Source organism: bacterium (assembly GCA_021108215.1).
Classification (GTDB): domain Bacteria; phylum Oederibacteriota; class JAAXVQ01; order JAAXVQ01; family JAUVAV01; genus JAIORK01.
Genome location: JAIORK010000012.1, coordinates 56,949 through 76,920, shown reverse-complemented (window position 1 = coordinate 76,920; position 19,972 = coordinate 56,949). Strand labels below are relative to the sequence as shown.

At 46.4% G+C, this 19,972-nt stretch carries 11 protein-coding genes; 1 reads left to right on the top strand and 10 read right to left on the bottom strand.

The window, feature by feature from the left end; translation table 11 throughout:
* Positions 1 to 257 precede the first annotated feature (257 nt).
* Positions 258 to 3,905: a chromosome segregation protein SMC gene (gene smc, locus K8S19_02365; GenBank protein MCD4812529.1), complete on the bottom strand. Its 3,648-nt coding sequence runs from the start codon at positions 3,903 to 3,905 to the stop codon at positions 258 to 260.
* A gap of 259 nt (positions 3,906 to 4,164) precedes the next feature.
* On the opposite strand from smc, the gene K8S19_02360 reads away from it, so the two are divergent.
* The gene (locus K8S19_02360) at positions 4,165 to 4,758 is read left to right on the top strand and encodes a hypothetical protein (protein MCD4812528.1); all 594 of its coding nucleotides are present in this window, start codon (positions 4,165 to 4,167) and stop codon (positions 4,756 to 4,758) included.
* A 176-nt stretch (positions 4,759 to 4,934) separates the two neighbouring features.
* Here the strand turns inward: K8S19_02360 and lpxI are convergent, their stop codons facing one another.
* From lpxI to K8S19_02315, 9 genes are all read right to left on the bottom strand, one after another.
* The gene (lpxI, locus tag K8S19_02355; protein ID MCD4812527.1) at positions 4,935 to 5,762 is read right to left on the bottom strand and encodes a UDP-2,3-diacylglucosamine diphosphatase LpxI; all 828 of its coding nucleotides are present in this window, start codon (positions 5,760 to 5,762) and stop codon (positions 4,935 to 4,937) included.
* On the bottom strand, positions 5,746 to 6,519 hold the full coding sequence (lpxA, locus tag K8S19_02350) for an acyl-ACP--UDP-N-acetylglucosamine O-acyltransferase (protein MCD4812526.1): 774 nt from the start codon (positions 6,517 to 6,519) through the stop codon (positions 5,746 to 5,748). The genes lpxI and lpxA overlap by 17 nt, the downstream gene beginning before the upstream one ends.
* A 41-nt stretch (positions 6,520 to 6,560) precedes the next feature.
* Positions 6,561 to 7,871, bottom strand: coding sequence for a bifunctional UDP-3-O-[3-hydroxymyristoyl] N-acetylglucosamine deacetylase/3-hydroxyacyl-ACP dehydratase (locus K8S19_02345; GenBank protein ID MCD4812525.1), 1,311 nt, complete (start codon positions 7,869 to 7,871; stop codon positions 6,561 to 6,563).
* Positions 7,868 to 8,902, bottom strand: coding sequence for a UDP-3-O-(3-hydroxymyristoyl)glucosamine N-acyltransferase (lpxD, locus tag K8S19_02340; protein MCD4812524.1), 1,035 nt, complete (start codon positions 8,900 to 8,902; stop codon positions 7,868 to 7,870). Before lpxD ends, K8S19_02345 begins: the two co-directional genes overlap by 4 nt.
* Positions 8,903 to 8,925: 23 nt before the next feature.
* Positions 8,926 to 9,435, bottom strand: a complete 510-nt coding sequence (locus K8S19_02335) for an OmpH family outer membrane protein (GenBank protein ID MCD4812523.1) — start codon at positions 9,433 to 9,435, stop codon at positions 8,926 to 8,928.
* 34 nt (positions 9,436 to 9,469) lie between these two features.
* A complete protein-coding gene (gene bamA, locus K8S19_02330) occupies positions 9,470 to 11,773 on the bottom strand; it encodes an outer membrane protein assembly factor BamA (protein MCD4812522.1) in 2,304 nt (767 codons plus the stop codon).
* Positions 11,774 to 12,087: 314 nt separating this feature from the next.
* Positions 12,088 to 14,772, bottom strand: a complete 2,685-nt coding sequence (locus tag K8S19_02325; protein MCD4812521.1) for a translocation/assembly module TamB — start codon at positions 14,770 to 14,772, stop codon at positions 12,088 to 12,090.
* Complete coding sequence (locus tag K8S19_02320) at positions 14,655 to 17,495, bottom strand: hypothetical protein (protein ID MCD4812520.1); 2,841 nt, start codon at positions 17,493 to 17,495, stop codon at positions 14,655 to 14,657. The genes K8S19_02325 and K8S19_02320 overlap by 118 nt, the downstream gene beginning before the upstream one ends.
* Positions 17,496 to 17,500: 5 nt before the next feature.
* A complete protein-coding gene (locus K8S19_02315; GenBank protein ID MCD4812519.1) occupies positions 17,501 to 19,933 on the bottom strand; it encodes an ATP-dependent Clp protease ATP-binding subunit in 2,433 nt (810 codons plus the stop codon).
* Positions 19,934 to 19,972: the final 39 nt, after the last annotated feature.

Sequence of the window (19,972 nt, the reverse complement as noted above, 5' to 3'; positions counted from 1 at the left end):
GGTCATCCTGATCTATCTGTTTTTTTCCAGACACACATAATAAAATAGGAATTTGATGGGAAAAATAAACTGCCGGTATACAACCAATAAACAAAAATGTTCTTTCTAATGAATGTATCTGGCTCTATCCCATTGATTTTTCATACGATTCTAGCATGTAGGAAAATAAATTGTCAATCGCGCATTATTTATTTTGTTAGATTTTGTCCGAACAAATTAAACCTATAATAATCAAGAAGTGTTCCAACCAGCTTGCTTTAATTCAGTGCTGCTTCTTCTTCTGCAACCGGGGCCACCACCGGTTGAGGAGCTTGTTCCCCTGCAAATTTAACTGAAATAAGCCGCGAGACACCTGATTCCTGCATGGTAACACCATACATGACACTTGCCATCTCCATGGTTATTTTATTATGGGTAATCACAATAAACTGTGATTTCTTGGCAAATTCCTTCAAAACTTTTCCAAAACGTCCGGTATTGGTATCATCCAGCGGTGCATCCATTTCATCAAAAATACAAAAAGGACTCGGCTTAATCAAAAAAACAGCAAATAACAATGCAATTGCCGTCAAGGCCTTCTCACCACCGGAAAGCAATGAAATATTCTGAAGCCGCTTTCCCGGCGGCCGGGCAATAATCTCAATCCCGGTTTCCAACAGATTGGTCTCATCCACCAGCACCAGATCCGCATCCCCGCCATTAAACAGACCACGAAAAACATCTTTGAATTTTGCGCGAACCTGCGTAAAAGTATCTGAAAAACGTTCACGACTTTCATGATTAATCTTGGTGATCAGTTTTTGAAGATTTTCTTTTGCATCCTTCAAATCAGCGAGTTGCTTCGAAAGAAATTCATACCGCTCCTGGAGTTCGTCATATTCTTCCATCGCAACCAAATTGACGGTTCCCATACCTTCTATCTTATTTTTTAATTCTTTTACCCGCGATTGCAACGCTTCCGGACTTTGGAATTCCTCAGCCGGTGCCTCTTCGACTTGATCATCACTCTCTTCCATGGTCACATTAAGTTTATATTCTTCCTCAAGATATGTTTCCAATGACTTCAAATTCATCCGCAACTGGCTTTTTTCCAATTCCAGTTCATGGAGTTCTTGTTTAATAACGTCCAACACATCCAGAATTTCCCGCGAATGCTTTTCTTTATGGGTCTTGCTCGAAACAAGCTCCTGGCGCTTTTGCCGCAAAGAATCGAGTTCTTGTTCCTGACTGGTTTTATTTTCCGAGAGCCTTTCCAGCAATGCCTGCTTTTCCTTCATTTGAAAATCAATATCGGAAAACCGTTCCCTGTCACGGTGGATGGTATTGTTTTTCTCGGCCTTGGTATTGGCCATCTCGTTTAATTCCGTTGTTACCCGGCTTAATTCCGCATTCATGCTGTTCATTTGCTGTTCCAGTGAAGCCGCACGAACCCGCAACTCGCCGGCCCGCATGGAACGTTCATCATATTCTTTGCGCCGTTCCTCAATTTCCACCTGATGCTGGGAAAGCTCTTCCTGGGTTTTTTGATCCGTTAATTCCAGATCCATCAGCTGCCGGGCGGTTGTCGTATGCGCTTCCGTGGTCTGATCAAGTGCCGTTTGCACCGTTGTTCTTTCCTGTTGAAGTGATTCCATCTGTTTTTCCACTTCGCCTAATTGCAGCTGTAAACTTTCCAAAGATTTCTCAATCTGGGCATACCGTATTTCCAATTCATGCAATTCAGTGTTGGCACCTTCAAGGCTCCCGGTAGTTTCCTCAAGTTTCAAAACAGTTTCGTCTGATTCAGCCTGAGTTTTGGCCAGATTGGATTCCAAAAGCTCCAGCTCATTTTTCAATTCCTCGATTTCACGTTCGCGGCCAAGCAATCCGCGTTCCATGATATCCTGGCTCCCGCCCGTTAACCAGCCTTCGCTGGTCTGAAGTTCACCGGTTATCGAAACCAACGTACAGGTTGCACCATTGGCACGTGCCTGCTTAATTGTCTCAGCAGATTCTACAATCACAACATCTTTCAAAAGGTAATCAAAAACCCTGCGGAACCGCTCATCAACCCTTACCAGCTCTTTTGCCGGACCATAGATGCCGGGCAGCTGCATCCAAGACACTACTGATTCAACACCGGTCCCCGATTCTGATGCCGCCGTATACGCTTCCAGCGGAATAAATGTCGCCCGGCCTCGATTGTCCTCCGCCAGAAAAGCAATGGCCTCCCGCCCCTGTAACTCCGTTTTCACCAAAATATATTGTAGTTGATGCCCAAACAAGGCTTCGAAGGCAAACTCATATTTTTGTTCCGTTCGGATAAAATTGACCAAAGGTCCGATAATGCCGGGAAATTTATCCGGATCGGCATTATGTTCAAGCAAAATGGTCTTGGCCCCCATTTCATATCCATCAAGTCCGTTCTTCAATTCCTCGATCCAAGTCAGGCGTGAGGTAAGTTGAGTAATGGTTTTATTAAAATTTTCCAGCATGGCCGCTAAGGTTTTCATCACCTGCTCAAGCCGTTCTTTTTCAATGCTTAAGCGGTCGCGTTCCGTCCGCAGTGCTTCCAGTGACTGGTTAACACCGGCAAACTCATTTTCCAACGTATTTTTCCCCTCAAGCATTTCACGATTTTGTTCCGCCAACTGGTCAAGCTGGTAATCATACTTCCCCAGCTGTTGTTTTTGTTCGCCCATACGAAGTTCCAAATTTTTCAAAGCATTCCGCAGGGTTGACATTTGATCAACGAGTTGAAGCAAGCGGCTCTGCTGATCCTGAACCTTGGCCGCCCGTTCTTTGAGTTCCTGTTCCAGCGTGTTGAGGCGATCTTCCTCTGTAACCAAGTCGCTTTGTCCGGACCTAAACTCTTGCTCCTTTTTCTCCCGGGCATCCAGCGTATCTTTATTCTGCTCCCGCAACTGATTTTCTTTTCCATCCAATGCCTTGACTTCCTCTTCCGAACGTGCAATACCAATTTCAAGATCATTTTTCCGAAGTTCGGAGGAATGAACAAAATCCTCGGTTTTAATAATTTCTTCGGCAACCTGATGCACTGAGCCCTGCGCCTGTGACAGCTGCGCTTCCGCTTCTGCGAGATCATTGTTTAAATGAAACAGTTCGTTTTCAAATGTCTGCTTACCCCGCGCGGATTCATCTGCACGTGTCCGCCGTTCCTCCCACTGCTGTTCAATCTTCCGAAGCTGCCTACGCCGCACTTTTAATTCCTTGCGCCCCTGAGCAACCTCCAGCGTTGTCAACTCCTGTTTAAAAGTTTGATACCGCCGCGCTTTTTGCACCTGCCGTTCCAGAGAATTAATCTGCCGCTTTACTTCCACGGCAATATCATTAACACGTAAAAAGTTCTGTTCAGTAGCCTCCAGTTTTCGCAACGATTCATCTTTGCGTGACTTATATTTGGAAATACCGGCAGCTTCTTCAAATACAAACCGCCGGTCTGCAGGTTTAGAGGATACAATTAAATCAATTTTTCCCTGTTCCAGAATCGAATAGGAGTTGGTGCCAATACCTGTATCCATAAAAAGGTCATGAATGTCCCGTAAACGACAGGCGGTTTTGTTAATCAGATATTCACTCTCACCGGAGCGAAAAGCTCTACGTGTAATGGTAATTTCATCATGATCACTCGCCAGTTGACGATCCTGGTTGTCCATGGTGAGGGAAACCTCGGCCATACCAACCGCCTTACGCTGGTCCGTACCATTAAAAATAACATCCTCCATGCGTGCACCACGCAGGGATTTGGCGCTTTGTTCTCCTAAAACCCAGCGAATGGAATCGACAATATTTGATTTCCCACATCCGTTGGGTCCAACGATTGCTGAAATACCAGATTCAAAATCAAGCCGTGTGGGATCCACAAATGATTTAAAACCCTGCAGCTCCAGTCGTTTAAAATACACGTTCCAGTCCCCCTCGTTCAAAATCACATCTAAAATAATACCGGTCTTTCAATTAATTAAATTAAGTAAACCCCATACTGTACCGATACTTTGAGTAAAATAGGTGTCCACCACAATATATTGTGGTGACTATACCATCTGATAAAATGTTCTGTCAAGCAGTTATCCGACAAAAAACACAAAATTTAGATTTGCATAACCATACTCATACCATATACTGTGTGCAACTTTAAAAATCACAAAAAGGAGGAAATACTAGATGTTGTTCTCAAGAAAAACGTTATTTTTAAGTTTTTTCCTGGCATTTGTCATCTTTTCAGTCATCAGTCATACCGCCTCTGCCTCACAACTGAAAAACAATTTAATGGTCAATCTTTTAGGAGTCGCCACAGGTAATTATGGTCCAGAATACGAAATCGCCTTAGGCAATCATTTCGGCCTGGGTATCCGTGCCAACATTATCCCAATCTGGGAGGCCAAGGGGGGAAAAAGCAGTTCAGATGATGATTACGACTGGATTTATTCGGTCAGCGGCTATGGTGCAGGTATCTCAGGCCGGTTTTATCCTTTCGGCGCAGCTCCTAAAGGATTTCATCTCGGCCCGCGTTTTGACTTTATAGGATTTAGCGGAACTTATGAAGACCGGGCTCATAATGAAGCTCCGGTTGATACCAATGTTCTAATTGGCACAGCCCATCTCGAGGCCGGCTACAAATTTATCATTGCCCAGCGGGTCGTTTTGGGACTATTTGTGAACGGCGGATATGTCACAGCTCAAGCGCCGGATGCTTCCGAATTACTGGCGCTGGCTTATATTGTTGGAGGTGGCATCTATCTGGGAATTGCATTTTAAAACTTTGCGGTTAGTATTGCGGCCTAGGAGTCTGAGCATTTAGTCGGATTATTTATATTTTGCCGTCATACCGGCGGAAGCCGGTATCCAGGAATCTGAATTTTAAAACTTTTTCTGGACCCCGGTTTTCACCGGGGTGACGAACAATACCTAAAAGCAACTAATTGCTTAAACTCCTAGACACCAATCAGGGTAATTTTTTTCTTATTTGCCATAACAATGGTTTTTTCTTTCTGAAGAAAAAGGGTTTTATCCGCATCAAATGCCAGCACAGCGGCTTTAACCTTCAGCATCGACTCAATTGTATTGGGTCCGATCACCGGTGTATCAAAACGCAAATCCTGGGTTGGTTTAAGCACTTTGATGACAACTGCCCCGCCACGGGTAAACTCACCACTTCTGAGAATACAGGCGTCCGTACCTTCCATGGCTTCCACGGCAATCACCGCTTGGTCCTTGACCACAACGGTCTGACCGATATCCGCCCGCGCGACATGCTTGGCAATTTTATATCCAAACGTAATGTCACGCTGCTCTTTTTGAGTTAGTTTACGCTTTGTCAACAATCCTTTTCCTGGCAGGTTGACTTTTAAATACGGTAAAGGCGAAACAAGACGTATTCCTTCTTTTTCCAAGACGCCTGCGACTGCGCACAAAATTGAATCAGCACGTTTATCTTTCATGGTCGCCAGCAAACTAACCGCCTTTAAGTCAAGCTTCAAATTTGCGAACAGGTGTTTATGCCGAATCATTCCCGCCATGACAACTTGAGTAATGCCTGCGGTCTTAAAAATCTTAATCATCTCACCCAATTGCCCAATACTGATCCAATGCAGTTCGTCGACACACGTTTTTATTTCAGGAAAAGTTTCGCCGGGAAAAGCAACCGCCGCCACGCGCTTCCCCTTTTGCTGCATGGTCTGCGCGACCAAAAAGGGAAATTCACCCCAACCGGCAATAAGCCCGATTTTAGGGATTACAGCCGGTTTATTTCGCGATGCCACGTTCGGATTCTTTTATAAATTGAATGAGCATATCCACTTCCGGCGTACCGGGCTCTTCAGCCAGTTTTTTCAAGGCCTGAGACGTATTCAGCTTGGAGCGATATAAAATCCGGTAGGCTTTTTCGATTGCCTTGACCTGTTCTTTGCCAAACCCTTTTCTTTCCAGACCAATTTTATTGATTCCGACAATCCGCAAGGGTGTGTCTGCACACATGATGAAGGGTGGTACATCTTTAGGAACGCGGGAAAGACCGCCAATCATGGAATAGGAACCAATACGCACATACTGATGCAATGCATTTAATCCGCCAATATTAGCATGATCCATAATGGTGACATGCCCTGCCATGGCCAGTCCGTTGGCGAGCACATTGTTATTCCCAACCGTACAGTCATGCGCCACATGGGCATAGGCCATAATCAAATTATCATTTCCAACGGTGGTATAAAGATCCTTCGCGGTTGCCCGGTTTATGGTTACATATTCACGAATCGTATTTCGATCGCCGATTTTGGTAAAAGAGCGTTCCCCTTTAAATTTCAGATCCTGGCACTCACTGCCGAGAATCGCACCGGTGAAGACACGATTTTCTATCCCCACCGTTGTACCTCCGTCAATCACCACATAGGCGCCAATCTGAGTACGATCACCTATTTCAACATTTTCTCCCACAATTGCGCCCGGACCAATCTCAACATCAACCCCAAGTTTCGCATCAGGATGTACAATTGCAGCAGAATGGATTTTAACAGCCACGTTTTCTCTCCTTAAAGAATTTTCGTTTTTTGAAAATCCAACTAGCGGGCGACTAAGGTCGACATAAATTCCGCCTCACAAACCAACGTATCCCCGACATAAGCCTTTGCCAGCATTTTTGCAATTCTGGCTTTTATTTTGTCAACCGAAAGTTCAAAACGGAGTTGATCACCCGGCACCACAGGTTTGCGAAACCGGACTTTATCAATGCCCACAAAATAAACAACCTTCCCGACTGAATCCGGGGAGCTTTTCATAAGCAGCACACCACCGCATTGTGCCATGGCTTCCAAAATCAGTACCCCCGGCATAATCGGATGCCCGGGAAAATGCCCTTGAAAAAAATGTTCATTCATTGTTACATTTTTAATTCCCACAACCCGTTTGCCGACCTCAAGATCTATCACACGGTCAACCAGTAACATGGGATAACGGTGCGGCAACAACTGCTCAATTTCCTGCGCTTCAATAACCAATGTTCCCTTCCCCCTCTCCAAATGCTTTATTCTTTTTGCTTGATTCAAAAGTGCTTTCACCAGACGGGCATTCATCTCATGGCCGGTAAAATTGGCAACAAAATGTCCTTCCACCCTACAACGCGCCAATGCCAGATCCCCAATAAAATCCAACACTTTATGAAATGCCAATTCATGTTCACAGCGAAACGGCGGATTAACCAGTCCGTGTTCACCAATCACCAGGGCGTTTTCCCGTGTCCCGCCTTTGGCCAATCCTTGGGATTTTAACCAATCAATTTCCTGTTCCAAACAAAATGTGCGGCATTGCGCCAATTGTGCGCGAAAAACCTCCGGATTGATTTCAAGATCAACCCGCTGGGGTTGCAGCCAAGGATGATCATAATACAATTCATAGGTGATACGCAAGCCCGGATAAGGCCAGGCTGCAATACTTTTCTTGCCGTCTTGAATCACGAGTGGTTCGGTAACCCGGTAAATTTTCTTTTCACTCTCCGGAATATCCACAATACCGGCTGCAACCATCGCTTCGGAAAATTCCTGCGAAGACCCATCCATGACCGGCGGTTCAAAGGCGGATAATTTAATAATACAGTTATCAATATCCAAGCCTACCAGTGCCGCCAGGACATGCTCAACGGTATGTACTTCGACATCACCGTCTTTTAGGGTTGTTCCCCGCGTGGTTTGCGAGACCAGGTCCACTGCCGGGCAAAGCCGGGGTTCTCCCGGAAGATCGGTACGAACAATCACATAACCGGTATCTGCAGGCGCCGGTTCAAACACAACCTGAGACGTGACACCGGTATGCAGCCCAATACCTTCCAGACTCGCCGGCTTCGCTAAGGTCGTTTGAACTAAAACCGGTTTGCTCATTCTTTTTCCAGTTGTTTCAAACGCGCTTCTAAATCCTCAACTTTTTTTCTCAGCCCAGGCAGACGTACCGTCTCCCCTAAAATACGCATAGCTTCCTTGTGGGGGCGGGCCATATAGCCGGAAACAAACGCCCCATCCGGAACATCACGCGAAATACCTGCTTGAGCACCTAAAATCGTGTTATTCCCAATATGAATGTGCCCTGCCGTGCCGACTTGACCTCCCACCATGGCATTGTTACCAATCTTGGTACTGCCACTGATACCGGCCTGTCCGGCAATAACCGTATTGCTCCCGATTTTCACATTGTGAGCGATCATAATAAGATTATCGATTTTGCTCCCATGGTTGATCCGGGTTTCACCCAAAGCCGCACGATCCACTGTGGTATTGGCACCAATTTCTACGTCATCCTCAATCACAACATTCCCGATCTGGGGAATCTTTTTATATGTCTCGCCATCAGGTGCAAATCCAAAACCATCCGCACCGATCACCACACCTGGATGCAGTATGACCCGGTTACCCAGCACACAGCGTTCCCGCAGGACGACCTGAGGATAAAGACAGCAGTCATTGCCAATCTTCACTTGTTCGCCGACATAAACCTGAGCTACAAGAACCGTGCGATCACCAATCTCGGTGTTTTCACCTACCACACAAAAAGGTCCGATTGCCACATCCTTCCCCAGCTTGGCCCCGGGATGCACCACTGCCATTGCATGCACGCCCGGTTCGGGAACAGGAATCGGGGGCGCAAAAAGATACACAATTTTCACAAAATCCAAATAGGGGTTTTTGCTGACGAGACATGGTTTGTCATACTCAATCATAGGCGGAATCACAACCGCCGCCGCCGTGCTGGTTTCCAACTGATTGCGATATTTTTTATTGGCTAAAAAGCTCAGCGTATTTGCACCCGCCTGTTCAAGCGGCCCGACACTTAAAATCACCACGGATTCAGCATCGGGCCCGCTCAAGGTCGCACCGGTCAATTCAGCCAGTTCTTTTAACGTTTTTGAAAAAGCCATTCACGCATACTCCGTAATTTCAATTATTTCGAATTCAATTTATCCAACACTTTATAGGTAATATCATCACCATCGTAGAACAGAACACTTTCCTTATCCAGGACCAATTCATATTTTTCTTTTTTGGCGATTTTGGCAACAATTGCCTTCACATCATTGACAATACCTTCCAGCAATGTTTTCTGTTGGTTCATTAAAGAGTTCTGCATTTCACGATATTTTTCACGCAGGACATCCTGCTTCTTTTCAAATTTGCCTTGCAATTTTTTATACTTGGATTCCGAGACAATACCTTTTTGTTTATCAAGATTGTTCTTATCTTTTTCCAAGTCGGAGCTCATGCGCTTCAGTTCCATTTTTTTATCTTCCACATCTTTTTCCAGCCGGGTCTGGGCTTCTTGCATCTTCTTATATTCTTTCACCACTTTTCCCGTGTCAACAACAGCAACTTTGGCCCAAGCTGTCGAATGAAACCCGAGGGTTAAAACACCTGCCAGAATCACGATCCATTGTAATAATTGCTTTCTTTTCATTGCCATGCCTCCCTTATTTTTTAAAGCCTCTTGTCTAAAAAATATTTCCGATATTAAAGTGATACTGCAAAGACGGCGGACCACCATTGGGATTGTTGTCCAGAGGATACCCAAAATCAAAGCGGATTAAAATAACCGTCCCGGGAACCGTCAACCTAAATCCCACGCCCACCCCTTTGTATAATGAGGGATTCTTTGAAAAATAAGTGACCGCCCCGATTGTTTCACGATCAGGAAAAATCTCCTCATCAAACGCTTCGCTAATGCCGCTCCATGTATTCCCCGCATCAAAAAAGGCCACACCTTTTAAAGGACCGATAATTGGATAATGTAATTCAATATTGGTATTAAGCTTAAAACGGCCGCCGTTGCCTTCCAAATTCGACCCGAAAACACCCTCACCATAACCCCGCACCGAATCCGTACCGCCGACACGGTAACGCTCTGCCGGCGGAACATTGGAAACAGCACTGATGCCATAGTCAAACGCCCGGGCATACCCTGCTTCACCATGCAAGGCCAGCACCAACCGCCAAATAAGCGGGATATAAAGGGTACTATCCAAGTTGTACTTAAAATAATTATTGTCCCCGCCCAAAAAACCACCCGCACATTCAATAGAAAACTTCTGATACGTCCCGCGGGTGGGATCAAAAATATTATCTCGGGTATCATAAACGAGCGTGGGTGTCACAGAGCTGGTATCGCTGCGGCCTTCTTCATAAATTCCATCCAACGAAGAGTCAAGGTCCGTATATTCATTGCTCTCCAATTTATACGTTAAATACCCCTTCCAATGTTCAGTAAAACGGCGTCCCAACCGGATATCGCCACCTTGTGAAAGTAGATTGTAATCTTGGCCGGAATATCCCCTCTGCTTGTTGATATTCCAGACATCCACGCCAAAAGAGACCGGCGAATCAAACAACCATGGCTCTGTAAAAGACATTTGCCAACTCTGGCGCAAGCTTCCCAATTCCCACTGCAAACTCACCGACTGACCGTTACCAAATAAATTGGCCTGGGTCAACTGTAAATATCCCATTAAGTAATCTACGGATGAATACCCAGCGCCAAGACTGATGGTGCCTGTATGCCGCTCTGCCACATCGAAGACCAACACCTGCTCGGCAGGGGTGCTGCCCGGTTCCGTGGTTACCTTGACGTCCTGAAAAAAACCAAGATTTGAAATTTTTTCCCGGGACCGCTGTATTTTCCTGGAATCGAACGGTTCCCCCGGTTTCACCGTTAATTCACGGCGTATCACTTTGTCCTTGGTCATGGTATTGCCGCGAATATCAACACGTTCAACCCGGGCAATCGTGCCTTCACGGATAATAATTTCAATTTCTACGGTGCCGGCATCATCGTTGTACTCCATTTCCGGTGAAATATCCGCAAAGATATATCCTTTTTCCGAATATGCCATACGAATCATATGCATATCCTGTTCAAATGTAATCAAATCAAGAATGGCATCGGGTTTAAGTGCCATACGTTCAAAAAGGTCTTCACTTGAATAAATAATATTGCCCTTCACCGTAATGTTTTTCACCTGATACTGCAGCCCCTCTTCCACTTCCAGCGTGATCGTCATTTCCTTTTCCGTCTCATTCACAAACAAAGCTTTGTTCACAATGGTTTTACGATTTAATTCTATATCATTGAGACCGAACCCAAAAACACGGGCTTTTAAATAACCTTCTTTGGCGTAATGCAAAAGCACTTTTTTCATATCTTCAATAAAAGTTTCTTCTTTATAAATCCCGCCCACAAACCATCCCGCTTCTTTGGTTTCCATAAAGCCCTTTATTTTACCCTCGGCAAAGGCTTTGTTGCCGGTTACCACGATCTCGGTGATCTTAACCTTCATCCCTTCGACAATTGCAAACGTTATCTCTGCATCGCCGGTTTTAACTTCCGCCGACGGTATAACAGACACCTTATAATATTCTTTTTCTTTATAAAAATCAGCAATTTTTTCGGAAGCAGCTTCTGCGGTGAACGCATCATATCTGGCACCGATTTTGAGTTCCATTTTTTCCAATAGTTTTTTTTTGTCAAACGCTTTGTTCCCGGTAAAAAGAATTTCTTTTACCACCGGTTTTTCTTCGACTGAAATCAAAAGACGCACGGTTCCATCCGACAGCGGAACCACGGCGAAACTGACATCCTCAAATTTTCCGGTCTTCCAGATATTTTTTAAATCCCGGTCCAAAACCAAACGCACATCCTGAAATTCCTCACCGGGTTTAACAGCCAACCAGGAAACAATCTCATCACCTGCAATCGTCGTGCTGCCGGTTACCTGCACGTCGCTGATCACTTTGTTCTTCAACTGGACCGCAAAAGAGGTATGAGATAGGCAATAAAAGAGAGCCGCTAAAAGTGAAATTACTTTAAAAAGCCTTGAAAACACAGGCTAAAAATCCTCCATTTCTCTAAAAATTTGACCGATTCTATCAGAACTGCCATGCTGCGTCAAGCGATTCCCGCGATATACCCATATTTAAATTGCGAAAGAATTGGGGGCAGGCATCACAACCCTGCCCCGGTGTCAATCCCAAACGTGAGGTAGCCAAGGTATCGTGATCGTGTGCTGTGATTCGTTCCCCTTGGCATGCAAATAGGACACTGATGAAAAAATTTAGTTCATTTTTTTTTCAAATCCGGTGTTACGGTCAATTCAAGTTCAGCGGCCGCTTCTATTTCTTTTGTTGCTTTGTCCGGCGACCACCCCTCAAATTTCAAGCGGCCTTCAATACCCCAAAAAAGTTCTTGGTTGGAATCTTCATCAAAGTTCTTATAAATTTTTATTTTTTTGGAAGAATCGAGATTGTATTCCAGACCCACGGATGATTCCCACGAGAGCCCGCCGCCTTCAGTTCCTCTATCCCTCAATGTTCCCCGGTAATTAAGAAAAAGATCGTTGGTCAAATACTTTCCCATACCAATCTCTGTCTCGTCTAAAAGACTCGTTCCCGTAATATCATCCTGTTCACCGGCTTGTGCACTGCCGGAATTGCCGCTCCCTGTCATAATTGAGTCCGCGAGTTTCTCCACCCCGCCCAGCCGTATATCAATAACATCCAGCGGGGTAATCTTTTTTATACTTTTCTCAATTTCTCTTCCAATTAAATTTCCCGCCAGTCTCCCCAAGACACGTGCACCGGCATTCTGGACCTTCTGATCAATTTCTTCCTGCGACCAGCTGGAATAGTCCTCACCCAATGTCAGCAAGGATACAATTTGCGCTTGTGTCATTTCAGGATCGGAATACAAACTTATTTTAAGTTCTCCAACCGTTCCACGCGCCTGGAGATAGATGGTTGCATCACGCGACCGTCCCTCATCTTTAATACCCACATTGCGAATGGTTGTTTCCGCCAGACCCCTGAGTTGCGGTTTCGCCTGTTTTTGAAAATCCACAACTGTTTCTTCATTGGCATTAAGATTAAAATCCGTGTCCAGGTAGGTAAAAGAACCACGCACCACTGAAATTTGCCCTTCAGCGGAAAAATTATGTTTGCCGCCGTTGAAAACAACGGTCTGATTTTGTTTCAACAAAGCCCTTACCACATCATTATAAAACCATAAATTGTTTTTCGTGATGGTTTTAAAATTATCGTAACTCACATTGACGGTCTTCATTTTTTTGGCAAACTCCGTGAGCATCCGCGGCGGAAAAGTAAATTGTCCGTCTGCCACTTCAAAAACACCGCCTAAAACCAGCGCTTCATAGGTCCCCCCCAGGGTCGCATCCATCTTCACCTTGGCATCCATGAATTCATAATCATCGGTATTTCCGGTTTTGATTGCCCCAGCGCGGGTATCCAGTTTTAAATTCAGTTCATGCGGCTGCAATCTCCGAAAAACACTCGCCCAATCCGCCTTGGGGCCTGCAGTAATTTCCAGTTTACTACCGCCGATCATGCCCTCAAGTTGATTAATATAAACCCGGTTATCTTCAAAGACAATATCTGCATTGAGTTTTTCAATTTTAGGGGTATACACCCGCGGACACAAAGTGCCCCCGTCAATTGTAGCTCTGCCGAAGATGGCAGGATAGTCCATCGTCCCTTTGATATTCAAATCCAACATGCTCTTACCGGTTGCCCTGGAAAAATACGGAATAAACGTTATATAAGACAAATCGCCTTCCGGCATCCGCACCCGTATATCCATTTCAGCGCCCTGAAGACGTTTCGTTGCCTCGGCATTTTGCGGCACCGGAAGCTTACCACTAAGATTCAGCTGGTAACAGCCGTGCCGGTTTAAAACCGCATGGCCTTCGCGTCCCCTGAAATAAAGCCAATGATGATCAATCACAATGTTTCCATGAAAAACATCAAACGGCAAATCAAGCACACTGCCGTTCTCAACTTTAACCTGTATATCAAAATTCGGAATTCCTTCAGCATCTGTATAATGGAAGGTCCCGTTCGCAATACCGGTCCAGGGTTGGGGCCACCCCAAACAGCGGGTCAGCAAATCCGCCTTAACGTTCTTCACCTTGATACGAAGATCAGAAGTCCGCGTACCGTCAATCCGGCCGGATGATTCTATGTATACTTGGTGCCGGTCATAAATCGAGAGACGGTTAAAAATGACTGCCCCGTCCGGCGACAAACCAAGATCCCCGGCAATCTGGACAGGAATATCCGGCGGCGTACGAATCCTGATTTTATCATCCCAAAACCGGACCGATGCGTGAAAATCGCCAAAGGGGTATCGATCGAGTTGGAAATCAGAACTCACCACCGCCAACTGGAGATCAGGCGCAGGTTGCAAATCCAAACTTCCGTCTACCGCAAAATGCCCGTGATACTTCCTGGAAAAAAAACTGAAATTATCCGTCAGCAAATCAAGGGAAATTGCAAAGGACCCATCCGGATTGGCCTGCATGCCGCCTTGTTCAGCCTGCAGACGGCCTCTGGCTTGTGTGCCTTCAAGCAGTTTAAGTTTCCATTGCGGACCACGTTTCTCCCAGGCGGTTTTAAGTGTAATAAAATGCCACTCCCCAAATTTAAAATCAGAAAATTGCAAATCACCCTCGAGTCGATCCAATTGTCCCTGCTCGCCATCAAAAAGAACACGCCCCGAAACTCTTCCTTGCGGAGAATGATCCGGTTTGGCCAGCATAAACAAATCAAACAACAAGGGTGTATGGATATCCTGAATTTGCAGCCGCCCCAGAAATCGCGACAACCGCCTTCCATTCAGACGCGCTTCAAACTCCCCTTGCATCTCATCTTTCCCGGAATGTACGCGCAAATTGGCATCAATATTATTATGGTCAACCTGAATCGCGAGTGCACCGGAAATTTTTTCCGACAAAGCCCCCGTTCCAGGTGCGACCCATTCCCGGACTGCGTCTGCAGCTGTAGTTTGGCAAAAAGTTTTTTTCCGAAAACCGCCTCGCCGGAGAAAGAAAGATCCGTCCCCCATTTCAATTCCTTCAGTGTCAAGCGATTCCCCTGAAATGCCATCTGACCGGTTGCCGGAGGAAAACGATGCTGATCGACCTCAATGTTATCCAGATTCAACTGTGCAGCATAACGGGAATCAGATACCGACCCGGTGGTGGTCCCTTTTATCTTCAGGTCCCCGGTATAATTCCGTTTATTGATTTCAAAAGATTCCATCCACGTGAGTATTTGAAAAGACCCTTCTGTCTTGCTCAACTCCGTCTCCAAAACACCCTTAAACTTCCCGGACGTTTGCACCAATTCCATTTCTTTTACCCAAATACGTTTCCCATTGGTCGAAAATTTCAACGCCCCGGTCTTGCCTTTCACATCCCCCCAGCGGGGTTTATGAAACCGGAGATCTCCTTTACATTTTAATTCCCTCACCGGACCGACAGCCTCAACAACACCCTCAATCAATCCGCTGATTGAAGCGACATTTTTCACGCCACTTAATATCATGAAATGCTTCAATGGCAGCCGGGTCATTTTCATCTCGCTTTGCAGGTAGGGTTCTTCCCCATACACCAACCTGCCTTTCAAGCCAATCCGCTTTTGGTCCAGCCAGACGTTATTGAGTTCCATTTTTTTTGAAGATAAATGAATATCCCCGCAGGCACTTACCTTCCCGCCGGGGTAGGTTATCAGTTTATCGGTATTAAACGTTCCCTGCAAAAGCGGCAATTCACTTGTTCCGCTGATTTTACCTGAAAAATGAAGCACCCCGTTTAAATGCTTGGCCTCCGGCGGCAGCATAGGAATCAATTGAATGGGTAAATTCTTCGTGAAAAGGCTTCCATGCAGCACATCCTGACCCAAACGATTCCAAGTGCCGCCGGCCCGAAGCAGTTCCCGCTTTCCCCGGCTCACCAAAAACCGGGTGAGTAACCAGCCTTTTTTCTCGCGTTTCGCTTCAATATCAAATTTCGCCGACCGCAGAACACCCCAATCTGTATTAAAATTAAGCCGGATGGCATCATGGTTGTACTCCAATTGACCTTGGATGGCATCAAACTGCATCCCGGAAACTCTCACCTTGGGGGATGTAATTTTTCCATAGAGTGTCGGCTTTTCCAAAGAACCCTCGACCGTGAGCATGCCGCTGACTTTCCCGTCAATTGCCTCTACGTGAAACAAATCCGCGATATCCGCTAAATTCAAATCTTTGGCATCACCGCGAAAGCTCAAATGCGGCACACCCGCTTTGTTTCTCGGAAATAATATCCGGCCTCGTCCCTCAACCCATCCCCGGGCAAAAATACCGCGTGCCAGCATCAGCCGCAATTCCCGATCACGGTAGCGTGTGATCACCTCAAATTTCCGGATCTGCAGTCTTCCAATTTTCCCTTTCAGCATACTAAAATTGGCTGTCACCGTCAAATCAGGCGCCTTACCTTTGATAAGAATCGCAGCCTTGCCTGCACCAACCGGCCCTAATGAAGAAAGGTTGGGAAGCCGTGCAGCCAATTCCGACAATTCCAAGGCATCACTTTGTACACGAATATTCAAATAAGGTGTCTTGATATTTTTCACCACCCCGCGTGCCTGCCAGGCAATATCCGCTAAAATCGCCTGCATATTCTTTAAGGTGATGTTGTTGTCCTGTAGATTCGCCACACCAAATATATTCTGCACCGGATCATCAATTAACTCAGATTGCAAGGTCGCATCATAAAGCACCATTTTGCCTGCAATGCCAAACCCTGCGATGAGGTCATCCGGTGTGGGTTCCCGTGAATGAATCTTCAATTCCAGGTCCGCCTGTCCTTTTTGAATGTGGAAATAGTCGGAGAGTTTGACAACACTGTCAAGCGGTGCAAGCTCCACCCGGCCGGCATTCAATCTAATCTTAACCGAGTTGGTTGTCAAATCCATGATCCCGGAAATCCTGATATTCTGCCGGCGCCAACGATCAGTCCTGCCGGAAAGAAAAAGGCGCGCCGCCGCCGGGTCCTTTAAATTCAACAAGCCTTTAAGTTTTTTGATACTGGCGGTATGAATCCCATCCGATATTTTGATTTCGCCCGAAACCAGTGTCAGCTTAATTTTAGGCAGCATCTGAGCCGGTGCGGCAGGCCCGGCCGTCATTCGACCGAAGGCTTTCCCGGACAATTGCGGCCCGCGCCATTTGCCATCCGGTGATTTTTCAATACGTATTAGGGGATGAATAAGCTGAATGTGATGTAAGCTCTCTGCCAATGATTTTTTACGGATAAGGATGTCCCACAAAGAATATTGCACGACCACGCGCCGGATGGTGATATCCAGCGACTCGGGATTAGTCCTGCGGGTGGAAAGCAGCATATCCCGCAACACCACGCGGTCAAACAAACCGCCTTCGATCCGGCCGATCGTCACTTGGCGTTGCAGCGCTTTGGAAAGTTCCGTCTCCAACTGAGGTTTAAAGCGGTTGGCCACAACACCACTGGAAGATACAATCCATAAACCACTCACCAAAACAAAAAATCCGCCAAATAGGATCGCCAGGGTCAATAAAGGATGACGCGCTTTTTGAACACGCCCCGCCGGCAGCTGAAGGTGCGCATGGTGTTGTTTTTTCTTAATCTGTTTTTTCTTCCCAACTGACCGCAATCGAATTAAGCCTCAACTTTCACCTCAAACTTGATCGTGTCGTTGACCGGCGTCGGATAAACAACGGACCCATCCTGAACAGAACCCTTTAAAATCAACTCCGCCAGCGGATCCTCTACCAGCCGTTGAATGGCGCGTTTCAATGGTCTGGCGCCCATTTGCGGATTATAGCCGCGTTCAATCAAAAAATCTTTGATTTCCGGCGTTACCTCAAGTCTGACGTTTTTTTCTTTGAGCCTGCTATTGACATACCCCATGAGCAAATCAATGATCTTCTCTAAATGTTTCTTGTCCAGGCTATGAAACACAATGACTTCATCCACCCGGTTTAAAAATTCGGGATTAAACACCTTGCGCACCTCTGCCATCACCTTATCTTTCATGCCAACATGATTGCCGTCTTCAGATGCCGGTTGGAAGCCCAGACTCGCGCCGCCCTTATCAATTAAACGCGCTCCAATATTACTGGTCATGATGACCACGGTATTTTTAAAGTCGATAATCCGGCCGTTGTTATCCGTCAGCCTTCCGTCTTCCAGTACCTGTAAAAGAATATTAAAAACATCCGGATGGGCTTTTTCCACCTCATCAAATAAAATCACTGAATAGGGATTCCGTCTAACCTTCTCCGTCAACTGACCGCCTTCGTCATGTCCAATATACCCGGGAGGCGCGCCCACCAAGCGTGAAACTGCGAATTTTTCCATATACTCCGACATATCAATCCGAATCAGGGTATTTTCATCTTCAAAAAGAAATTCCGCCAATGCCCGGGCCATTTCCGTTTTACCCACACCGGTCGGACCAAGAAAAATAAACGAGCCAATCGGCCGCCGCGGATCCGCCACCCCGGCTCGCGAGCGGCGTACGGACCGGGAAATCGCGCTAATCGCTTCCTCCTGTCCAATAATCCGTTTATGAATTTCATCCTCCATGCGCAGCAGCTTGGCCGATTCCTTTTCCTCTAATTTAAAGACCGGCACACCGGTCCATTTACTGACAATAATTGCCAAATCCTCTTCAGTCACATTCACAACATTTTGATTACGCGACTGCTCCCAAATACGTTTTTTTTCTTCTTTTTTCTGACGCAATGCCTTAATTTTATCGCGCAGGCTGGCTGCCCGTTCAAACTCCTGGGTCTTGATGGCCGCCTCTTTTTCCTGATTAATCTCCTCAATCTCATCCTCGGTCTGTTTGAGGTCCGGCGGCAGAATCGCAGCAGACAACCGCGCCCGCGCGCCCGCTTCATCCATCACATCAATGGCTTTGTCCGGCAACAGACGTCCGGAGATATACCGTTCCGAAAGCCTCACTGCCGCGACCAGGGCATCATCCGTATAATGCACACGGTGATGTGCTTCATAGCGATCACGAAGACCTTTTAAAATTTGAATCGCTTCATCCACACTGGGAGCATTTACCTTAATTGACTGAAACCGCCGCTCCAAAGCGCCGTCTTTCTCAATATATTTTCTGTATTCATCCATGGTTGTCGCACCAATACACTGGACCTCACCTCTGGCCAGCGCAGGTTTGAGCATGTTGGATGCATCAATCGCGCCTTCAGCCGCGCCGGCACCAACCAACGTGTGCAGCTCATCAATGAACAGAACGATGCTGAATGCGGCGGTTTTGATTTCCTGCATAACGGTTTTTAACCGTTCTTCAAACTCCCCGCGATATTTCGTGCCCGCAACGACAGCCGCCAGATCAAGTGTGACGATCCGCTTGCCCAACAACAATTCCGGAACATTCCCTGTCACGATATTTTGCGCCAATCCTTCGGCAATGGCTGTTTTACCCACACCCGGCTCGCCGATCAAAACCGGATTATTCTTCGTGCGGCGGCATAAAATTTGAATAACCCGTTCAATCTCCTCTTCGCGTCCGATCACCGGATCTAATTTCCCCTCACGGCTTAATTGCGTAAGATCACGGCCGAATGCATCCAAGGTCGGTGTATTGGTCCTTGCCTGACTCTGCATATATTTCGGAAGATTGCCGCCCAGCAGATAAATTGTCATTTCGCGGGCTTTTTCAATACGAAGATTAAATCGTTCCAAAACCCGGGAGGCCACACCCTCACCCTCACGGATCAGACCCAGCAAAATATGCTCGGTACCGATATAGTTATGCCCCAGTGCCTGGGCTTCTTCCAATGCCAACTCAAGCACTTTTTTTGCCCGCGGTGTAAACGGCACTTCTCCCAAGGTCATGGTGCCGCCGCCCATATTAATGGATTTTTCCACCTCTAGTTTAATCCGCTCCAGATCCAGGCCTAAATTTTCCAGGACTGCCGAGGCAACGCCGCCGCCCTCTTTAATAAGCCCGAGCAGTAAATGCTCCGTACCGATATAATCATGGCCCAACCGCGCTGCTTCCTCACGCGCCAGATTAATGATTTTTTTTGCCCGCTCTGTAAATTTATCAAACATATCCATTGTGCGCCTCCTTTAGACATCTTAGGGAATCGT

Excerpts from the sequence above, each read along its gene's own strand:
- lpxD (MCD4812524.1), bottom strand. The coding sequence starts at position 8,902 with ATGGCTTTTTCAAAAACGTTAAAAGAACTGGCTGAATTGACCGGTGCG.
- K8S19_02345 (MCD4812525.1), bottom strand. The coding sequence starts at position 7,871 with ATGAGCAAACCGGTTTTAGTTCAAACGACCTTAGCGAAGCCGGCGAGT.
- K8S19_02315 (MCD4812519.1), bottom strand. The coding sequence starts at position 19,933 with ATGTTTGATAAATTTACAGAGCGGGCAAAAAAAATCATTAATCTGGCG.
- K8S19_02335 (MCD4812523.1), bottom strand. The coding sequence starts at position 9,435 with ATGAAAAGAAAGCAATTATTACAATGGATCGTGATTCTGGCAGGTGTT.
- K8S19_02360 (MCD4812528.1), top strand. The coding sequence starts at position 4,165 with ATGTTGTTCTCAAGAAAAACGTTATTTTTAAGTTTTTTCCTGGCATTT.